The organism is uncultured Roseobacter sp., assembly GCF_947493125.1.
In the GTDB taxonomy this organism is placed as follows: Bacteria; Pseudomonadota; Alphaproteobacteria; order Rhodobacterales; family Rhodobacteraceae; genus Roseobacter.
In genome coordinates this window covers 37,573-57,128 of record NZ_CANLQB010000002.1, presented here as the reverse complement: position 1 = coordinate 57,128, position 19,556 = coordinate 37,573, and the positions used below count along the sequence as shown (strand labels likewise).

8 protein-coding genes are annotated in these 19,556 nt (G+C 62.7%); 7 read left to right on the top strand and 1 reads right to left on the bottom strand.

Going from position 1 to position 19,556, the window contains the following annotated elements; translation table 11 throughout:
* Positions 1 to 41 precede the first annotated feature (41 nt).
* Both Q1A71_RS04055 and Q1A71_RS04050 read left to right on the top strand, forming a co-directional pair.
* Entirely contained in the window at positions 42 to 1,787 is a 1,746-nt protein-coding gene (locus tag Q1A71_RS04055; protein WP_299672077.1) for a type I secretion system permease/ATPase, read from the top strand.
* Positions 1,784 to 3,154 carry an HlyD family type I secretion periplasmic adaptor subunit gene (locus Q1A71_RS04050; protein ID WP_299672075.1) on the top strand — a complete coding sequence of 457 codons (1,371 nt, stop codon included), beginning with the start codon at positions 1,784 to 1,786 and terminating at the stop codon, positions 3,152 to 3,154. The genes Q1A71_RS04055 and Q1A71_RS04050 overlap by 4 nt, the downstream gene beginning before the upstream one ends.
* A 12-nt stretch (positions 3,155 to 3,166) precedes the next feature.
* Here Q1A71_RS04050 and Q1A71_RS04045 read toward each other — a convergent pair whose 3' ends face one another.
* On the bottom strand, positions 3,167 to 4,087 hold the full coding sequence (locus Q1A71_RS04045) for a LysR family transcriptional regulator (RefSeq protein ID WP_299672073.1): 921 nt from the start codon (positions 4,085 to 4,087) through the stop codon (positions 3,167 to 3,169).
* A gap of 221 nt (positions 4,088 to 4,308) precedes the next feature.
* Here Q1A71_RS04045 and Q1A71_RS04040 point away from each other — a divergent pair, with 221 nt between their 5' ends.
* The 5 genes from Q1A71_RS04040 to Q1A71_RS04020 all read left to right on the top strand — a co-directional run bounded on the left by Q1A71_RS04040 (position 4,309) and on the right by Q1A71_RS04020 (position 19,556).
* A complete protein-coding gene (locus Q1A71_RS04040) occupies positions 4,309 to 4,662 on the top strand; it encodes a MerR family transcriptional regulator (RefSeq protein ID WP_299672071.1) in 354 nt (117 codons plus the stop codon).
* On the top strand, positions 4,659 to 5,258 hold the full coding sequence (locus tag Q1A71_RS04035; protein ID WP_299672069.1) for a short chain dehydrogenase: 600 nt from the start codon (positions 4,659 to 4,661) through the stop codon (positions 5,256 to 5,258). The genes Q1A71_RS04040 and Q1A71_RS04035 overlap by 4 nt, the downstream gene beginning before the upstream one ends.
* Positions 5,251 to 5,976 carry a transporter substrate-binding domain-containing protein gene (locus tag Q1A71_RS04030; protein WP_299672067.1) on the top strand — a complete coding sequence of 242 codons (726 nt, stop codon included), beginning with the start codon at positions 5,251 to 5,253 and terminating at the stop codon, positions 5,974 to 5,976. The genes Q1A71_RS04035 and Q1A71_RS04030 overlap by 8 nt, the downstream gene beginning before the upstream one ends.
* A gap of 569 nt (positions 5,977 to 6,545) precedes the next feature.
* Positions 6,546 to 7,385: a hypothetical protein gene (locus Q1A71_RS04025; protein WP_299672065.1), complete on the top strand. Its 840-nt coding sequence runs from the start codon at positions 6,546 to 6,548 to the stop codon at positions 7,383 to 7,385.
* 9 nt (positions 7,386 to 7,394) lie between these two features.
* Positions 7,395 to 19,556: an Ig-like domain-containing protein gene (locus tag Q1A71_RS04020; protein WP_299672063.1), complete on the top strand. Its 12,162-nt coding sequence runs from the start codon at positions 7,395 to 7,397 to the stop codon at positions 19,554 to 19,556.

The following is a 19,556-nucleotide window of genomic DNA, read 5'->3' as shown; positions in this document are numbered from 1 at the left end:
CGCCTGTCGCCACCTCTTCACCCTGAAAAGAGATCACCCCCATGTTTCAGTCCCCATCCACCGTCTCATCCGCCTGGGCCACGCTGCGCCGCGGATTTCTTGCCATCGGCTTTTTCAGCATGATCCTGAACCTGCTGATGCTGGCCGGCCCGCTTTACATGCTGCAGGTCTATGACCGCGTCCTGACCAGCCAGAATATGGACACACTCATCGCCCTGAGCCTTCTGCTGGGCGGTGTTTTCCTCGTCACCGGGCTGCTGGATCTGGTCCGGATGCGGATCCTCAGCCGCCTGGGCGCCAGCTTCGAGCTGAAGATCGGCGCGCCGATCCTTGCCTCGGCCATCCGCCGCCGGGTGCAGGGCAAGGCGACAGGCGACAGCCCGGCCGCCGACGTCAGCGGCTTGCGCGACTTCATTTCGGGGCCCACGCTGATCGCCTTTTTCGACGCGCCCTGGATTCCGCTCTATCTGGGGGTGCTTTATATCCTGCACCCCTATCTGGGCGCGCTTGGTCTGGCCGGGGCGCTGCTTCTCACCCTTATGGCCCTGATCAACAACGCGCGCTCTGCCGACGTGATGCAAGACGCCGCCCACGCGCGCACCAGGTCCGACAGTTTGTTCACCTCCAGTGAGCAAAACGCAGAGCTTGTCCACGCAATGGGTATGACTGGTGATCTCGTCCGGCGCTGGACGGCTCTGCAACACACCGCGCACGATCTGAAGTCCAAAGTCTCGGATCGGCTGGCCAGCTTTTCGGTCATGTCCAAGACGATCCGCATGGCGCTGCAATCCGCGATGCTGGGCCTTGGCGCGGCACTGGCGATCAGCGGTGAGGCCACGGCGGGCGTGATGATTGCGGCCACCATCGTGCTGGCCCGGGCGCTTGCGCCGATTGATCAGCTGATCGGCCAGTGGCGCAGCTTTCTGGCGGCGCGCGGGTCTTACAAGAGCGTACGGGCGCTGTCGGAGACCTATCCGCAGTCGGCCAAGCGGCTGTCGTTGCCGCGCCCGCAGATCTCGCTCACCGCGCGTATCGCGCAGGCCGGGCCGCCGCTGGCCCAGACCGCCACGATTGGCGGCATCGACTTTGCCCTGTCGGCCGGGGACGTGGTGGCCGTGATCGGACACAGCGGCTCCGGCAAGTCGACGCTCGCCAAGATGCTGGCGGGCATCTGGATGCCGCAGCGCGGGTCCATTCGCCTGGATGGCACTCCGATGGCGAAATGGGACCCCGCCGAGCTGGGGCGGTTCGTGGGCTACCTGCCGCAGGACGTGCAGCTCTTTGACGGGACGATCCGCGAGAACATCGCGCGGTTTTCCACGGCAATCGACGACGCCAAGGTGCTTGCGGCGGCCCGTGCGGCGGATGTTCATGACCTGATCAGTGGCCTGGCGGAGGGCTATGCCACCGAGATCGGCCATGGGTTTCATCTGTCCGGCGGGCAGCGTCAGCGGATTGCGCTGGCCCGCGCGCTTTATGACGACCCGTTCATCCTGGTGCTGGACGAGCCGAACTCCGATCTCGATGCGCAGGGTGAGCTTGCGCTGCGCAACGCGATTGGGCGCGCGCGGGCGCGGGGAGCCATCACCTTCGTGATGACGCACCGCCCCAGCACGCTTGAGGCGGTGAACAAGGTCCTCACCCTGAGCCGGGGCACGCAGACCGGCTTTGGCGACAAGGATGACATCCTGCGCCCGCGGCAGCAGGCCACCGTGGCCCGCCCCGCAGCCCAGCACCTGGCCATGCGCGCTCCCGCGGCCCCAACCCAGGAAGGAGCGACCCAATGACCCGCACTCTCACCCCGACCCGCAACCGCGACCTGCTGCGGCTGGAAGACTATAACCGCGTCCAGCCGAAGGCGGCGGGCACCGGCATCACCCGCTTTGTGGTGGTTGGCCTGCTGGTGGTTGCCGGTTTCGTCGGCGGCGCGGCCTATTGGGCGACCGCCTCGACGCTTGACGGTGCCGTGGTGGCGCCAGCCTCCTTCGTGGTGGAGGGAAACCGCAAGACGGTTGAACATCTCGACGGCGGGATCGTCCGCGACATTCGGGTGCGCAATGGCGATCTGGTCGAAGCGGGCCAGATCCTGCTGGAGCTCGACAAGACGGACCTGGGGGTCGAGCTCGATGTGATCACCAGTCAGATCGGCGATCTGTCGGTGCGCCGCGCGCGTCTTCTGGCACAGCTGAACGGGACGGGGGCGTTTGAGCCGCCGGATGTGGCCACGTCGCTGCGCGTCGCGCTCGAACCCGCCCGATGGCAGCCTGCCTATGGCACGCAGAAGTTGCTGTTCGAGGCCGAGCGGCGCTCACGCGATGCGGAAGCGGCGCTGACCGCGCAGCGCATCGCCAATCTTGAAGACCAGATGCGGGGCGTCGAGGCGCAACGCATGGCCAACAGGCGTCAGCTGGAGATCACGCTGCAGGAGTTGGGCAATCTGGAGACCTTGCTTGAGAAGGGGCTGGTGGCCGCGGCGCGCGTGAATGCCCGCCGGGTCGAGGTGGAACGGCTGAACGGCGTGGACGCCGCGCTGAAGACACAGGAGGCGCGGGCGCGCAACGACATCGGTGAGCTGCGGTTGGCCCAGATCGGGGCGGAGACCCTGCGGAGCGAGGCCGCCTCGACCGAGCTGGCGCAGATCGACGCGGCGCTGGCCACGCTGGAGCCGCAGTTTCTGGGCGCGACCGAGCGGCTCAGACGGGTGGCGATCACCGCGCCGGTCAGCGGGCGGGTGGTCGAGATGACGGTGTTCACGGCGGGGGGTGTCGTCCGTCCCGGTGCGCCCATCCTTGACATCGTGCCCATTGATCAGCCGCTGGTCGTCGAAGCGCGCGTGAACACGGCGGATATCGAAAAGCTCCATGTCGGCCAGTCCTCACGGGTGCGGTTGTCGGCCTTTGACCAGGGTGATGTGCCCGAGGCCGGGGGCACGATTGTCGATATCTCCGCCGACAGTCTGGAGGACGCGCGCACGGGCCAGTTCTATTACGTGGCGCGGGTGAAGCTGGATGCGGAGCAGACCGCCGAGGTCGCCGCGCTGGATCTGGTGCCCGGCATGCCTGCGGATCTCTTCGTCAACACCGGTGAGCGCACGGCGCTGAGCTATCTGACGCAGCCGCTGAGCGACAGGCTCGCCCGGACGTTCATCGAGTGAGCAAAGGCCCGGTCACGCCCCGAATGTGGGCGTGACCCCCTTGGGCGGGTTGGCCTGAATATAGGCCCCGATCTTGGCCAGCAGCGGCTTTCTGGGGCAGTTCGACCGGCAGGCCGCGCCGAGGTTGCGCAGGTGGCCCGGCGCCTCGAACGGGATGAAGACCAGGGGCCAGTTGTCCTGGCGAAACTGCTCCGCTGCGAGCGCGGACACGATCGTGCAGTCATCCGAATGACAGATGTGCCGGCAGATCGTCTCGAACCGCAGGGCGGTGAGGTCGAACCGCTTTGCCGCGCGTGACGCGGGCCCCGGGGTTGGCAACCGCGCCTCGAGTTCGTAGCCGAAGGAATGGGGCAACCGGATGAAATCATGCACGGGCACGTCTTCCGGGGTGATCGACGGGAGCCCCTCGAGCGGGTGACCCTTGCGCAACGCGAGAAACAGCGGCTCGTCCCAGATCGAGGTGAATTCGAGCGTGGGGTTGTGATTGAGCCGGGCGACAAGGGCCACGTCAAGCGCGTGGTCCTCGACCATCTGCAGCATGTTCTGCGGCAGATCCTCGATCATGGTGACGCGCATTCTTGGAAACAGCGTGCTGAAGAGCTCCGAGAAATACTGCGTCAGATAGGGGGCGAGCGTCGGGGTCAGGCCGATGTTGAACGGCACGGCCTCGGGATCGTGATATTCGGCGGCGACATCCCTGATGTCCTGGGCGCCGCCCAGCACCTCTTTGGCAATCGCGATGACCCGTTGGCCGCAGGCGGTTGGCCTGACCTTGCCGCTCAGCCGCAGGAACAGTTCGGTGCCCAACTCGTTTTCCAGCTTCTTGATCTGGTTCGAAAGTGCGGGCTGCGACACGTTGCAGTCGTCGGCGGCTGCACTGAAGCTGCCGCGCCGGGCCACGGCCACGGCATATTCTAGGTCTCGTAAATTCATCTGAGCTCACGGCATATATTTGTCTTCGTCATAGAAGAACATCGCGGCGATTGGAAGAAAGGCTCTCTGGTCCGCGCGCAGCTGGACCGTTCGGCCGTACCGTTCGGCTCCACCCTTTCGTGCCGTCTCGTGCCGCCGCACTGGCGCGCGCGGGTCCGCGGAATTTCTCTTGACCTGGAGCAACTCCAGGCCGGTATGTCCTGTGTCAGGAGGACCGCCCCATGCGAATATCCGAAGCCGCGTCTGCGTCCGGGCTCAATGTCGATACGATCCGATTTTACGAAGCCAAGGGGCTGGTGCCCAAGGTCACGCGCAGTTCGGACGGGCAGCGACGGTTCTCGCAGGAGAACGTGGACTGGCTCACGCTGCTTTATTGGCTGCGCGCATCGGGCATGCCGATGAAGATCATGCAGCGATTTGCGGAGCTCTACGCGCAGGGCGACGGGACGATCGCCGAGCGAAAGGCCATTCTCCTGGACCATGCCCAACGGCTGGAAAGGCGTCGTGACGACCTCGACCGCTGCGAGGACATCCTCAACCGCAAACTCGAAATCTATGAGGAGTATCTGAAATGAAGATCATCCTGGTGGGGGCGCAGGGCGATGTGGGGCAGGCCGCGTATGCGGAACTGTCGCCCCGACACGAGGTTATCAGGGCGGGCCGGAACAGCGGGGACGTGACCGTTGATATCGGCGACAGAGCCTCGATTGCAGCCATGTATGAGACGGTCGGGGCGTTCGATGCCGTGGTCTCGACGGCGGGGAATGTGCATTTCGCACCGCTCGCCGATTACACGGATGCCAATTTCAGGACCGGCCTCGACACCAAGGTCATGGGACAGGTCAACCTCGTGCTGGAGGGGCTGAGCCGCATTGCCGATGGCGGATCGTTCACCTTGACGAGTGGCGTTCTGGACCGCGACCCGATCGTGACCGGGGTTGGTGCCGCCACTGCCAACGGAGCCCTGGCCGGGTTCGTGACCGGAGCGGCCATCGAGATGCCACGCGGGCTGCGGGTCAATGTCGTGAGTCCCGGTCTGCTGGAGGCCTCCGAAGCGCGCTATGGCGCGTTTTTCCCGGGGCATGAGCGTGTCTCCTCCGCGCGGGTCGGTCGTGCCTTTGCCAAATGCGTTGAGGGGGCCATCACCGGGCAGGTGGTGATCGTTGCATGAGGCCCGGGAGATGAAGGTCGCCTATCTCATCGAACCGCCCTTCAATTTTCGCGATGGCGCGGGGCGGATCACGGGCTGCGATATCGAGCTTGCGCGACGGGTTTTTCACGTGCTGGACGTGGGAGAGGTCACCTTCGTGGAGACGGAGTTCGCCGATCTCTTGCCCGGGCTGCAGCGTGGCGCATGGCAGATGACAACCGGTCTATTTGCCACCGATGCACGGGAACGGCATGCCTTGTTCAGCCGTCCGATCTGGGCCTTGCCGGACGGTCTCCTGATGCGGGCTGCGGAGAGCCACCGGATCACAGGCTATCGCAGCCTTGCCTTGGACCGCACGCTCGGGCTTGCGGTCATACGTGATCAGGCGCAGCACCAGACCGCCCTTCGGATCGGCGTTTTGCCGGAACAGATAACGGTTTTCGAGACCTACGGCGAAGCCGCCCAGGCTGTGAGAGAGGGTGGCGTCAGCGCTTATGCCAGTGTGGCGCGGGCTCATCAGGGGTATCTGGACCGGAGCCCGGGTGGTGACATGCAGGTGGCCGTTGTGCCGGCCACGGAGACGCCCGCGGGTTTCGGATGTTTCGGGATTGCAAGGACCGAGCCCGGCTTGCGGGACGCTGTCGACGGCGCCCTTGAGACCATCATAGGCAGTGCGGCGCACCGCCGGATGATGCGCGGGTTCGGGGTGTCGGACGATGAGATTGATCTGCTGCTGTGACGGGTTGCGGCGAAGGCGCGTCAGCTGTCAGGGTTTAGTGATATTGGCTGATGGCGTGCGGCGCCTGTCATTTTGCGGTGGATGACGGCGCCCGCAGAGCCCGGCAGCCGTCACACGGATCTTGCGATGGCTGGCCCGGAGATTATCGAAATTGGGGGGTTGCCCGATGATTTCTTACTGGGTACGCTTCAACCAATTGGGGTTTTTTGTCAGTGAAAACTACCGCTCTTGGAGAAGGGCAAACGCGACTCGTGCGAGTTGCCGGGGTGCTTTATTGGAATTCGGGATGGATAATGCGGTATTGCAAAAGAACTTTGCACCTTCTTCTTTTCTTACAGGATGCGCGTATTCGTATTCCGATTTGGCAAGATCAATTCTATTGCGATTCTGGTATGACGTGCCACGGAACGTGATGTGCAGAATGACCGCCACAGGTGTCCCTGTCTTTTCCAGTATCAGACTTTATCGCGGAATAGGGTAGGAGGGTGCAGCCAGGTGCGCGGATAATCTCGTGTAAGGTGATCTCCTTTCTGGCAAATACTCTTTTTCTCAGTCTGATGTTTGGGCAAGTGTCGGCGCAAGTCACTGATGTGCCGGAGCGCACGCGCCTGGAGGCTGTCGCGGACTGGCAGGCGCTTTGTGAGATAACAGATTGCGATCAGTTTCCAATTGGATATGCGACCTATGCCATTGGCGGCGACGTCTTTTATTTTCCCCAATACGATACGATGACGGAAAAACCGCCGGATGTCTTGGCCGGGGGAGTCAAGGCGGGCCGGTTCTTCGAGGTTGGCGCCGGAGAGAGGCTGTTGAGGTCTTTCAGCAATACCCCCCGACTTACGATCGCCAATTGCTGTCATCACCTGCTCTCCCATTACGGGCTTGCAGAGGGCTTTCCGGAGTTCGGAATGCCTCGCGAAGGAAATCGGATGCCGCCTGCGGCGACAATCCTGTCGGCGCACGACAGACCGCACCCGGACAATTCGGCGCAGCGGCGCTTTGCGGCTGCCTCCGATGAGGTACCGTCTATCGGCGCGGTCATTGGGGATAACCAATTGTCATTCAACGATGATTTTTGGCTGCTGAGTGTCGATGCGCCCAATGCGCAGGATGTCAGACGCTTTCGCGTGCTGTCCAAGCACCCGCTTTTGAACGACCGCCACGTCTTTGGCGACTGTGACACCTCCTGCACGTTCAGCACGCTCTCCTTTGCCGACGAGGCGCAGAACGGCCGGGCACATGTTTCGCTGCGCTGGATGACGCTGACGCAGGAGAAGATGTTTCTTTGCACCGGGGCGGAGCATGAGACCGGATGCGATGCCGCGCCCGATGTTTTTGACCAGGTTCCGGCGATGCTGAAGACCATGGACGACATGCTGGATGCGGCCAGACAATTCCCAGAAAAGTAGGATTTCGACATGACCATACTTGAACTGACTGCGGAGCAAAGAACCCTTCTCGAAATCCTGCAATCTGCGCTCCCCGCTGCCGTTGGTGGACCTGCCGGTGAGGCATCAGGCAGCACAATTCAGGACGTTCTTGATGATGTGGCGACGGCGGTCACCAGTGGCGATCTGCCGAGCCTGCTGTTTATTCCGACAGGTGCGACAGGCGCCAATATTGCTCCGGTCGACTACATGCGTGAAATCCTGACGCGCAATGCGACGCTCGTCACGACGGGGAGCGTGCCAACGGATGAGACGCGGAATATCTCTTTTTTCGACGGGTATTCTCTGATCCTGGAATTCATCAGCGCTAAGGGGCAAGACGGTTTTGCAGAGAGAGATGCCAGCGGCACGTTTTTGAATCCGCTTCCGATTGTGGATGAATTCACCTGGGTTTTTCTTGAAGGCGCGCGGGCGACGAACCTGAATGCAAATGGATTTGCCGGTGAAACGGCCTTTGGAATTATGGGCGTCGAATACAATGACGCGCAATACAAGCTTCGATACGGTCGGGATTTGCCCGAAAGTGAAACCCAAGCGGCGTCAAACAGAATTGCCGATGCGATCGTCAATACGGTCATCGAGGAGTCGGTCAACTCCCGCACGTTTCCGTCTCTGTTTCACCTCGGCCAGGAGGATGGCCAGGTTGGGGCGGGCGTCATTTGGCGAGAAGATGGGCCGGGGCCGCTTGACTTGGGCGCCGACATTGGCGGATGGGCCGGGACGCCCTTCTTTGCCCTGCTGAACGAGCCGGGGTTTTTTGATCGCGATATCCTGCACTACAAGAGCAGCAACCTCGGCGCGCCACCTTACGTGGAGCGGACGTTTTCGCCCACCTTCAATCGAAATGACATCGTCTATCAGAATACGACGGCCTATGACCTGATAGCGCTCACGCAATCCTTCGTGGATGCGGGTGTGATCTCTCTCGACAGGCTGAATTTCTGGGCGACGGCGAGCGAAGCGCTGGATGCCATCAATGGTGCGAGCGTGTCCGGGACGGTCGAAAATACGCAGAATATCGCGGCGCTTCTTCTGAAGACGGAGAACTTCCTGCATCAGTCCTATGGCTCCATCGGGGGGCTTGCGAGCACCTTCGGCCCGCTGCTGTCGGGCGGGGCCCCAGGGGCACCGCAGCTTCTGGGCGAGCTGCTGAACACGTTCAACGATACTTTCGATCTTGCGCAGAAAGGCCTCGGGGTCGGCGGCAAGCTGACCATCGGCACCAATAACCCATCTGGAGATACGTTGGGCGGACCATCGGGTGGCAGCGGTATACGGGACACCTCGGACGGAAACGACCTGGTGCACGGAGGGCGCGGCAACGACATCATCTATGGCGGGCTGGGCTCGGACATCATTGATGGCGGCGCCAATTTCACCGGCGACCGCGAGAATGAGAACGATGTCGTTCACTATGGCTTTATCGAAGACGGTCTTCGGTTTTCGCTGTTCGATGCCAATGAGATGGTTCAGGGCGGAAATGTGGTGGCCGAAAGCTTTATCGGCTCGGTCACCTATGGCGGGTGGTACTACACGCTCGGCTGGACCTTCAAGGACCTGCTTTACGGCATCGAGGAAATCGTCGGAACCGATCAGGATGACACCTTCCTTCTGAACCGGCTCAACCGCAACCTCAAGATCGATGGCGGCGAGGGCACCGACAGCCTCTCGTTCGAGGACTACAACGTGGAGCTGGGGGCGGTGGAGTTCTCCTTCACGGGCGATGCGCTGACGGCCTCGGCCAATATTGCGGGTTTCCTCGAACGATTGGAGATGTCCAATATCGAGGCGCTGATTGGAACCAGATTTGGCGACACCGTCGAACTGGACAACCTTCAGCCCCTGATCAACGACAATGAAATCACCATCATCGACGCCTTCCTGAACCTCGACAGGGGCGATCTTCTGGATGTGTCCCGCATGGCGACGGCGGTCGACATCGAGTTGCAGTTCGAGGAGGAGGAGCCCGATCCCGACGACCCGGTCATGTCCGTCAGCTTCGCCGCGATGAACAATGATACCACCCAGGGCGACGAAGAAGAGTACATGCCCGGGCGCATCATCTCCAACGGCCAGACGCTGCAGATCAACAATTTCGACGATGTGGTGGCGACGGAGTTTGCCGATACGATCATCGGCAGTGATCTCAAGAATACCATCTATGCCGCTGCGGAAAACGATTCCGTCGATGGCGGGCTAGGCCATGACGATATCTATGGCGGGCTCGGAAACGATGAAATCCTGGGCGGCGACGGCGCGGATTTCCTCTATGACAATGGGGCCGCCTCGCCGATCGGGGAAGACGAGAGCTTTGATGCGTTCCTGAACCGGGTGATCGCCTACGACCCCGATGGCAACGATACGATTGACGCGGGCGCGGGCTCGGATTTCATTTTTTACTCCGGCGGGACGGACACCATCATCGGCGGGCCCGGCAACGATACCTATCTGACGGCGGCGGAGGTGCATGGCACTTACGGCACTCAGGACGATCTGACGATTGTCCTGAGCGAGGATGTCGCAGACCCGGAGACCTGGTTTGGCAACGATCTGATCATCGGTGACGGGCGTGGCGTGGACCGGGTGCGCCTCGAAGGGATCAGCTCCTCCGATGTCACCATCTCCTACAGCTACGAAGAGGTGTTCATCGGCGAGGCGGTGGCCGAGTTCAACCCGTTCTTCTGGTGGACGTTCACCTTCGCGCCGGCGACATACGAATACTACCAGACCATCGGGTCCTATGAGATCCGCGTCAATGCCACCGGCAGCAGCATCGTGGTCGAGAACGTCTATGGCACCCATGTGCGGGGGGATAACCCGTCGCCGCTGGGCGGTATCGAGGCGTCGATGTCGGTGCCCTTCGTCGTAGAGTTTGACGACGGTCTGATGAGCTGGCCGGACAATGTTCTGGATGCGTCGAACAACTTCTACACGTTCGAGAATTCGGAGCTTGGCGAGAATGCCTTTGCGGCCCGCGGTGCGGCGCAGGCCGAGCGGGACCAGACCGAGGATGAGATCGAGGGGGATGAGACCGACGAGGACCTGTACGGCAACACGTCGTCGAACTCCATCAACGGCGGTGGCGGCAATGACAGGATCCTCGCCGGTGCCGGGGCGGACATTCTGATCGGTGGCGCGGGGGGCGATGCCCTGTTCGGCGGCACGGGCACCGACACGGCGAGCTATGTCACGGCCAGCTCTGGTGTGGGCGTTTATCTGGACCCGGAGAGGTTCTTCATCGTCAATGACACCGGCGATGCGGAAGGAGACACCTACGACAGCATCGAGAACATCACGGGCAGTGTTCACAATGACAACCTCAATGGTAACGAAGCGGCCAACCTGATCGAAGGCGGGGCGGGCGATGACACCATTCGGGGCCTTGGCGGGCTCGATACCCTCATGGGTGGGGCGGGCAACGACTCGATCAGGGCCGCGGAATATGTCGATGACGACAGCAACCTCTTCATCTCGGATGCGGACATGTACGGCGGTGACGGCAACGACACGATCCGGTCGTCCAGCGGCAATGACTATATCTCCGGGGGCGACGGGGATGACCTCGTCGAGCTGAGCAACTTCGTCAATATCTTCTCTCCCGGCACGCCGGGGAATGACACGGTGGACGGCGGCGCGGGCCTCGATACGGTCCATTTCTTCAACGGGGCCATCGTGGTCGATCTGGGCGCCGGGATCGGTCGCTACGTGGGAAGTACGGAAGAGGTGACACTGATTGATGTCGAAGGCATCATCGGCAGCCGCGAAGACGATCTGATCATCGGCGGCGGCGAGGATAACGTTCTTGTCGGCGATGGCGGCGACGACACTCTGGTCGGCGGTGGTGGCAATGACGAGCTTTATGCGGACACCTTCAGTTTCCGGGACAACGCGGTCATCTTCGGTGGCTCGGGCATCGACACCGCGCATGTTCTCTGGAACCAGGCCGACGTCACCATTGAGCTGATCGAGGGCGGGCTGACACTCAACCAGGGCTCGGCCAGCTATACGATCTACGACGATGTCGAGTTCATCCAGTTCGCGGACGGTCAAAGCACCTTCCAGGACCTCGCTGCCGGGCTGATCACGGAATTTGCGGTGATCGACGACTACATCAGGGTGGAAGAGGGCGCGACGGTCACGCTCGACTTCCTGGCCAATGATCTCGAATACGATGGCAACCCGATCACCATCCAGTCGGTCAACGGGCTGGCGGTGAAGGTCGGCGGGGTCATTCGCCTGGAGAGCGGTGCCACGATCACGGTGGAGGAAGACGGCAGCCTGACGCTCGACCAGGGGGGGGCCTATGCCTGGTTGGATGCCAATGAATCGGCCCTGACGGAGCTGACCTATACCGCAATCGATTCGACGCTGGTCAGCAAGACCGCGACGGCGACGCTGGTGGTGGATGGCGTGGAGACAGCCTCCGACCAGATCCATCTCGAGGGTGACGTCTATATCACCGAGACCAACCCCGATGCGGCGGACGCGCTGCGGATCGGGAATTTCGATGTCAATCGCACGATCCTGATCGTGGATGAGGAGTATATCGACCCCAATGACGTGCCGGCCGGGTATTCGGTGGAGGAGATCAACGGCGATACGTTCATCACCTATGGCGGCGACGACGCGGTTGTGCTGAAGGATGTGGCGCTCGACACCTGGCAATATGCGGCGGGCAACCAGACCATCGGAACGGCGGCCAGCGAAACCATCGACGGCACGGACGGCAACGACGCCATCAACGCAGGGGCCGGCAATGACCGCGTGCGGGCGGGCGCAGGCAACGATGTGGTCGTCGGAGGTGCGGGCAATGACGATCTGGAGTTCACCGCGGGAGACAATGTGGCGCTGGGCGGCGCGGGCAATGATACGCTCGATGGCTTCAACAGCGGGTCGAACCTGTTCTACGGCGGTGCCGACAACGACCGGCTGATCGGGGGCGACGGCAATGACACGCTGAATGGCGGCTCCGGCAACGACACGCTGCAGGGGATCGACGGCAACGACACGTTGAATGGGGGCGACGGCGATGACACGCTCTATGGCGGCCGCGGCATCGACTTCTTCGACGGCGGCGACGGGTTCGATCAACTTGAGCTTCAGAACGAGTACCCGGGGGGCTCCGCACCCGGTCTGATCGTCAACATGCAGCTTGGCTACTTTGGCTGGGCCGACTTCTCCTATGGGATCGAGCGGTTCGAGAACATCGAAATGGTCGTCGGTGCCAGTGGCGACGACTATATGCTTGGCAATGACGGCGGGGTCTGGCTCGACGGGATCGGTGGCAATGACACCGTCATCGGCGGCGCGGGCAACGACACCCTGACCGACAGCCGTGGCGACAATGAGCTCTATGGAGGGGACGGTGACGACTATTTCAACAGCACCAGCTTCGGCAATGATCTCTTCGACGCAGGCGCGGGCAACGACACGATTTACAGCGGCGGCAGCTATGCCGGTGATCCGGGGCACCGCGGCAACGACACCATCCTGGGTGGCGCGGGCACCGACAACCTGCGCCTCGCATTCGGCTATGGCTCGACCGCGGTCGACCTCGTCGCGGGGACGATGCAGACCGGGATCTACAACTCGGTCGTGAGCGGCATCGAAAATGTCGAGACCGGGCGGGGCAATGATACGATCCTCGGCGACGCTCTGGCCAACAGCTTCCTTGGCAACAACGGCAACGATTCCCTTGTCGGTGGCGACGGGAATGACACGCTCGACGGTGAAGATGGCGATGACACCCATGAAGGCGGGCTGGGCGATGACCTTCTGATCGGCAACCTCGGCGCGGATTACTTCGACGGGGGCGAAGGCAACGACACGCTCGAATTCATCTACAACTCCGACAACAACACCTTTGATCTGCAGGCCGAGATGCTGACTTTCGGATCGGGGTTCCAGGAGGTCTTTACCAACATCGAAAACGTGAGGTCGGGTGCGGGCAATGACACGCTGATCGGCTCCACCGCGGCGAACCGTCTCGAAGGGGGTGTGGGTGACGATACCTATGTCTATGCGGTGGGTGGCGGCAATGACGTCATCAGTGACAGTGACGCCACGGGCACGCTGGATCTGTCGGGGTTTGCCGGTGCGGATGTGTCATTCGGCGACGATGGCCTCGGCAATCTGCTGATCAATTTCGGCGACGGCGCGGTGGTGACGGTCGAAGGGCAGCTCTCCGGCGGCGGGCTGTCTGCCATCGCTTTCAGTGGCGAAACCCTGGATGCGGCTGGAATTGCCGAGAAACTTGCGGTCGACACCGGCAGCAATGTGGCGCCGCAGCCTGTCGATGATGCCGCAACCGTTGCGGTCAACAGCAGCGCGTTGATTGATGTGCTGGCCAATGACAGCGACCCCAATGGCGATGCGCTGACGCTGATCGGTCTGTCGGATCCGGCGAACGGCAGCGCCGTGATCGAGGGCAACCAGCTGCGCTATACCCCGGACGCGGATTTCACCGGACAGGACACCCTGACCTATACGATCAGCGATGGCAACGGCGGGACGAACACGGCGACCCTGGAGCTGACCGTGGCGGAGACAACGCGTGCGCTGGTTCTGGACGGGACCGCAGGTGTCGATGTCGAAGATCTGGCGCTGACCGGGGCCTTCACGATCGAAAGCTGGGTCAACTTCACACCCGGCACCACCATTGGGAATGTCGATGGTCTGGTCACGGATGGCAATCAAAGCCTGAACTTCTTCGACGGATTGTTGCGGTTCTATGCGCCCGGTGACGTGATCGTTGCGAATACGCCGGCGACCACGGGCCAGTGGATGCACTTTGCCCTGACGCGGGACGACAGCGATGTCCTGCGCATCTATGTCGATGGGCAGCTGGACGCGACGGGGAGCTATTCCGGTGCTGTCAATGTCCACCAGATCGGCGCGTCGCGGCTGGGGGCATCGGAGGCCTCCTTTGACGAATTCCGCATCTGGACGGTTGAGCGCAGCGAAGCGCAGATCCAGTCGGCCTTGAACGCGACGGTGGCGCCGGACGCCCCCGGGCTGGAGCGGCTCTACACCTTCGACGGGATCGACGCGGCTGTGGTGGATGCGACTGGCAACAGTGCAGATGCCGTCGTGCCTGCGGGCGGGAGCCTGGTGACCTCCACCGCACCGATTGACGGCAGTGGACCGAGCAACATCGCGCCGGAGGCCGCCGCGGATACGGTTTCGCTGGACGAAGACGGGTCGGTTCTGATCGACGCTCTTGCCAATGATACGGACGCGGATGGCGATGCGCTTGTCCTGACGGGCGTTTCAGGGGCGGCCAACGGTGTCGCGGTGGTCGACGCGGGGCAGGTGGCCTATACGCCGAATGCGGATTTCAACGGATCGGAGACCCTGAGCTACACGATCATCGACGGCAATGGCGGGACCGATACAGGCACGATCACCATCACCGTGAATGCGGTCAATGACCTGCCGGTGGCCAGTGGTGAGGCGGTCACGCTGGATCAGGATGGGTCGATCCTCGTGGATGTCCTGGCCAATGACACGGATGTCGATGGCGATGTCCTGGCGCTGTCCTCCGTCGGCACGGCGGCAAACGGTTCGGCCAGCATCGAGGCCGGCCAGCTGCGCTATGTGCCCACGCCGGGGTTCAGCGGGGCGGATACCGTCAGCTATACCGTCAGCGATGGCAACGGCGGGACAGCGACCGCCAGCGTCTCCTTCACCATCGAACGCTCCAATGCGGCGCCGGTGGCGGGGGATGACACCGCGTCGGTGGCGGAGGACGGCACGGTTCTGATCGACGTGCTCGCCAATGACAGTGATGGCGATGGCGACCCCCTGACACTTGAGAACGTGGCCGGAGCGCTCAACGGCACGGCAGACATCGATGCCGGGCAGATCCGCTATACGCCGAACGCGGATTTCAACGGATCGGAGACGCTGGCCTATACGGTCAATGACGGCTTGGGGGGCAGTGATACGGCCACCGTCACCATCACCATCGACGCGGTCAATGACCTGCCGGTCACGGCAGCGGACAGTGCCGCGCTGGACGAAGACGGGTCGATCCTCGTGGACGTCCTGGCCAATGACACGGATGTGGATGGCGACGTGCTGAGCCTTGCCTCGGTGATCGGGGCGACCAACGGCGTGGCGGTGATCGAGGGCGATCAGATCCGCTATACACCGAACGCCGGTTTCTTCGGTGCGGAACTGCTGACCTATACGGCGGATGACGGGCAGGGCGGCACCGCGACGGGGACGCTCGCGCTGACGGTGAATGAGGTCAACGACCCGCCGGTGGCGGCCGATGATGTTGCCAACGTAGACGAGGATGGCTTCGTTCTGATCGACGTGACGGCCAACGATACGGACGGTAACGGTGATGCGCTGACGATTGTGTCGGTGGAGACGCCGGAAAATGGCACCGCCGTCATTGGCGCCAACCAGATCCGCTATGATCCGGATGCGAATTTCAACGGTGTCGAGACCATCAGCTATACGGTGTCTGACGGACGCGGTGGCAGCGATACCGCCTCGATCCAGATCACCGTGAACTCCGTCAACGACCTGCCAACCGCGGTTGATGACAGCGCGATCCTGGCAGAAGACACGGATGTTCTGATTGACGTGCTGGCCAATGACAGTGACGTCGACGGCGGCACGCTTTCCATTCTGTCGGTTGACGGCGCATTGAACGGCACGGCGGTGATCGAGGCAGGCCAGATCCGTTATACGCCGGATGCGAATTTCAACGGCAGCGAGGTCTTGAGCTATTCGATGTCGGATGGGCAGGGCGGCACCGCGTCGGCCTCGGTCCAGATCACGGTCGCGGCCGTCGAAGACGGGCCGGTCGCCGTGGACGACACTGCGACGGTCGAGAGGAATGGCTCGGTCCTGATCGACGCTCTGGCCAATGATTTCGATCCTGAGGGGGATTTCCTTTATATCTCGTCGGTCTTTGCGACGGCGGCGAACAGCGTCTCGCTTGAAAACGGCATGATCCGCTATGACCCGTTCACCAACTATGTCGGACCGGCGGAGATCACCTATACCGTGACCTCCCTTGGCGGTGGCGAGGACGAGGGCACGGTCTTTGTGACCGTGGTGCCTGCCACCAACAGCGCACCGGTCGCCGTTGCCGATGCGGTCAGTGTTGCGGAGGATGGCACGGTCCTGATCAATGCGGCGGCGAATGACACGGATGCGGACGGTGACACGCTGACCGTCTCGGCAGTCAGCGGCGCGCTGAACGGCACGGTGAGTGTCGAGGCCGGCCAGGTGCGGTATGTTCCCGACGCCGATTTCAACGGGTCGGAGACCCTGAGTTATACGGTCAGCGACGGCAGTGGCGGCACGGATACCGGCACCATCACGGTGACGGTGACGGCGGAGAATGACGACCCCGTCACAACGGAGGACAGTGCCAGCGTTGCGGAAGACGGCTCTGTTCTGGTGGATGTGCTGGCCAATGACAGCGATGTGGATGGCGACAGCCTGACGCTGATTGATGTCTCCACGGCGGCCAACGGCACCGCCAGCATTGAGGCGGGCCAGGTGCGGTATGAGCCTGCGCCGGGCTTCAACGGCACCGAGGTGCTAACCTACACTGTGAGTGACAGCAACGGCGGGACGGCCACCGGCGCGGTGACGATCACTGTCGATGCGGTAAACGACCTGCCGGTTGCGGTTGACGATACCGCGACCCTGACCGAGGGCGGCGACATCCTGGTGGATGTGCTGGCCAACGACGGTGATGCCGATGGCGATCCGCTCACCCTGGTTGCGGCAGGTACGCCTGCGGACGGTGCGGTGGTGATCGAAGGCAACCAGCTGCGATATACGCCGGATGCTGGTTTCAGCGGTGAGGATACGGTCACCTATACCGTCAGCGACGGCAATGGCGGCACCGATACGGGTACGGTGACCTTCACCGTCGAGCCTGTCGGCACAGGGCCTCAGCCCATCGGCGAAAGCGGGTCCGTGACGGTCGCGCAGTCCGGCCCCGACCAGTGGCACAGCGTCACCTTTACGGACGCCATTGCCAATGCGGTTGTTGTGCTGGGCCCGCTGTCGACAAACGACCCCGAACAGGCCACGACCCGGGTGCGGAATGTGACGGAGACCGGTTTCGAGTTCCAGATCGACGAGTGGGACTATCTCGACGGCGTTCACGCCAGCGAGACGTTGAGCTGGCTCGCCGTGAGCGAGGGCACCCATGTTCTGGAGAGCGGTCAGACCCTGGTCGCCGGCAGCGCCAGTGTGGGCACCGAATTCAGCACCCAGAGCTTCGGCACATCCTTGGTGGGCGCGGTCGTCTTTGCGGAGGCCGCGACCGTGAACGAGGCGAGCGCCATTGCAACACGCATCCGCAATGTCGCAACCGATGGCTTCGAGGTTCAGATCGAGGAAGAGGAGGCTGGTGGCGCCCATGCGGCGGAGACCGTCGGATGGATCGCCATCGAGGCAGGCAGCGGCACCGGGATCGAGGCGGTGCGTACGCCGGATCAGCTGGATGAACGGGTCGATACCTTCACTTTCACCACGACGTTCGCGGCGCCTCCTGTGTTGCTTGCCGATATGCAGTCGACCGATGGCGGTGACACGACCGTCACGCGGCTCACCGCCTTGAGCGCGACCAGCGTGTCGCTCTTCACCGAAGAAGAGCAATCGGCCAACACGGAACTGGGCCATACCAACGAAACCGCCGGGTATCTGGCGCTGCAGGGCGGCCAGCTTTTCGCAGCGGGCGGGGCGTCGAACACGGCCCCCGTCGCCGTCGATGACAGCGCCACGCTGAGCGAAGACGGAGGCGTTCTGGTCGACGTGCTGGCGAATGACAGCGATGCCGATGGGGACACGCTTGTGCTTGCGGATGTCAGTGGCGCGGTGAACGGCACGGCTGTGATCGAGAACGGGCAGATCCGATACGATCCCGACGCCGATTTCAACGGCACGGAAACGCTGACCTACACCGTGAGTGACGGCAACGGTGGAACGGACACGGGCAGCCTTGCCCTGACCATCACGCCCGAGAATGATGCTCCGGTTGCTGCAGGCGATACGGCGAGCGTGATGGAGGGCGCGGCGCTCACGCTGGCACCGCTGGCCAACGACAGCGACATTGACGGCGATCCGCTGACCATCAGTGAAATCGAGGGGCAGGCGGTCACTGTTGGCACTGTTGTGACCCTGGCCTCCGGCGCGACGGTAGAGCTGCTCGCGGACGGGCAGCTGGCCTTTGCGCAAAACGGGGCTTTCGATAGTCTGAACAGCGGCGAAACTGCCGTTGCCAGTTTCGACTACCGTGTCTCCGATGGTCAAACCGACAGCGGCCCGGCCACCATCGAGGTCACGATCGACGGCGATGGCGGTGCAGCGTCACCCATTGGCGAGGCCGGCACGCTCACCGTATCGCAGGCCGGGCCGGACCAGTGGCACAGCGTCAGCTTTGGCGCGGCCATCGCCAACGCAGTCGTGGTGCTTGGGCCGCTGTCCAACAATGACACCGATCCGGCGACCATGCGGGTCCGTAATGTGACGGACACGGGCTTCGACTTCCAGATCGACGAATACGATTATCAGGACGGGATCCACGGCGCCGAAACCGTGAGCTGGCTGGCGATGTCGGAGGGTGTGCACACGCTGGCCAATGGCGCGACCCTTGTTGCGGGGACAGCATCGGCAGGCACCGGGTATGCCTCCGTCTCCTTCGGCGCCAGCTTGACCAACGCGGTTGTGCTGCACGAGGTGACATCGGTCAACGATCCGGATGCGGTGGTCAGCCGGGTCCGCAACGTCGATGAGGCGGGCTTCCAGGTGCGTATCCGGGAACAGGAGCAGGGCACCGCGCATGTCGCCGAGGAGATCTCGTGGATTGCGGTTGAAGCGGGCAGCGGTGCGGGCCTTGATGTCGGTCTCTCCGGCGACAGCGTGGGGCATGACGCCGACAGTTTCGTCTTCGCAGAGACCTATGCCGAGACGCCTGTGCTGCTCAGTGACATGCAAACCCGCGACGGTGGCGATACCTCGAACGTGCGGCTGACCGAGGCGGATGAGAGCGGCTTCTCGGCCTTCATCGCCGAAGAGCAATCCAGTGATACGGAGCTGAAGCATACCAACGAGGTCATCGGATGGTTTGCACTGGAGGACGGCTTCCTCTTCTGA

What these genes read in the sequence shown, in the direction of transcription:
- Q1A71_RS04020 (WP_299672063.1), top strand. Translation starts at nt 7,395, where the DNA reads ATGACCATACTTGAACTGACTGCGGAGCAAAGAACCCTTCTCGAAATC.
- Q1A71_RS04045 (WP_299672073.1), bottom strand. Translation starts at nt 4,087, where the DNA reads ATGAATTTACGAGACCTAGAATATGCCGTGGCCGTGGCCCGGCGCGGC.
- Q1A71_RS04035 (WP_299672069.1), top strand. Translation starts at nt 4,659, where the DNA reads ATGAAGATCATCCTGGTGGGGGCGCAGGGCGATGTGGGGCAGGCCGCG.
- Q1A71_RS04055 (WP_299672077.1), top strand. Translation starts at nt 42, where the DNA reads ATGTTTCAGTCCCCATCCACCGTCTCATCCGCCTGGGCCACGCTGCGC.
- Q1A71_RS04050 (WP_299672075.1), top strand. Translation starts at nt 1,784, where the DNA reads ATGACCCGCACTCTCACCCCGACCCGCAACCGCGACCTGCTGCGGCTG.
- Q1A71_RS04040 (WP_299672071.1), top strand. Translation starts at nt 4,309, where the DNA reads ATGCGAATATCCGAAGCCGCGTCTGCGTCCGGGCTCAATGTCGATACG.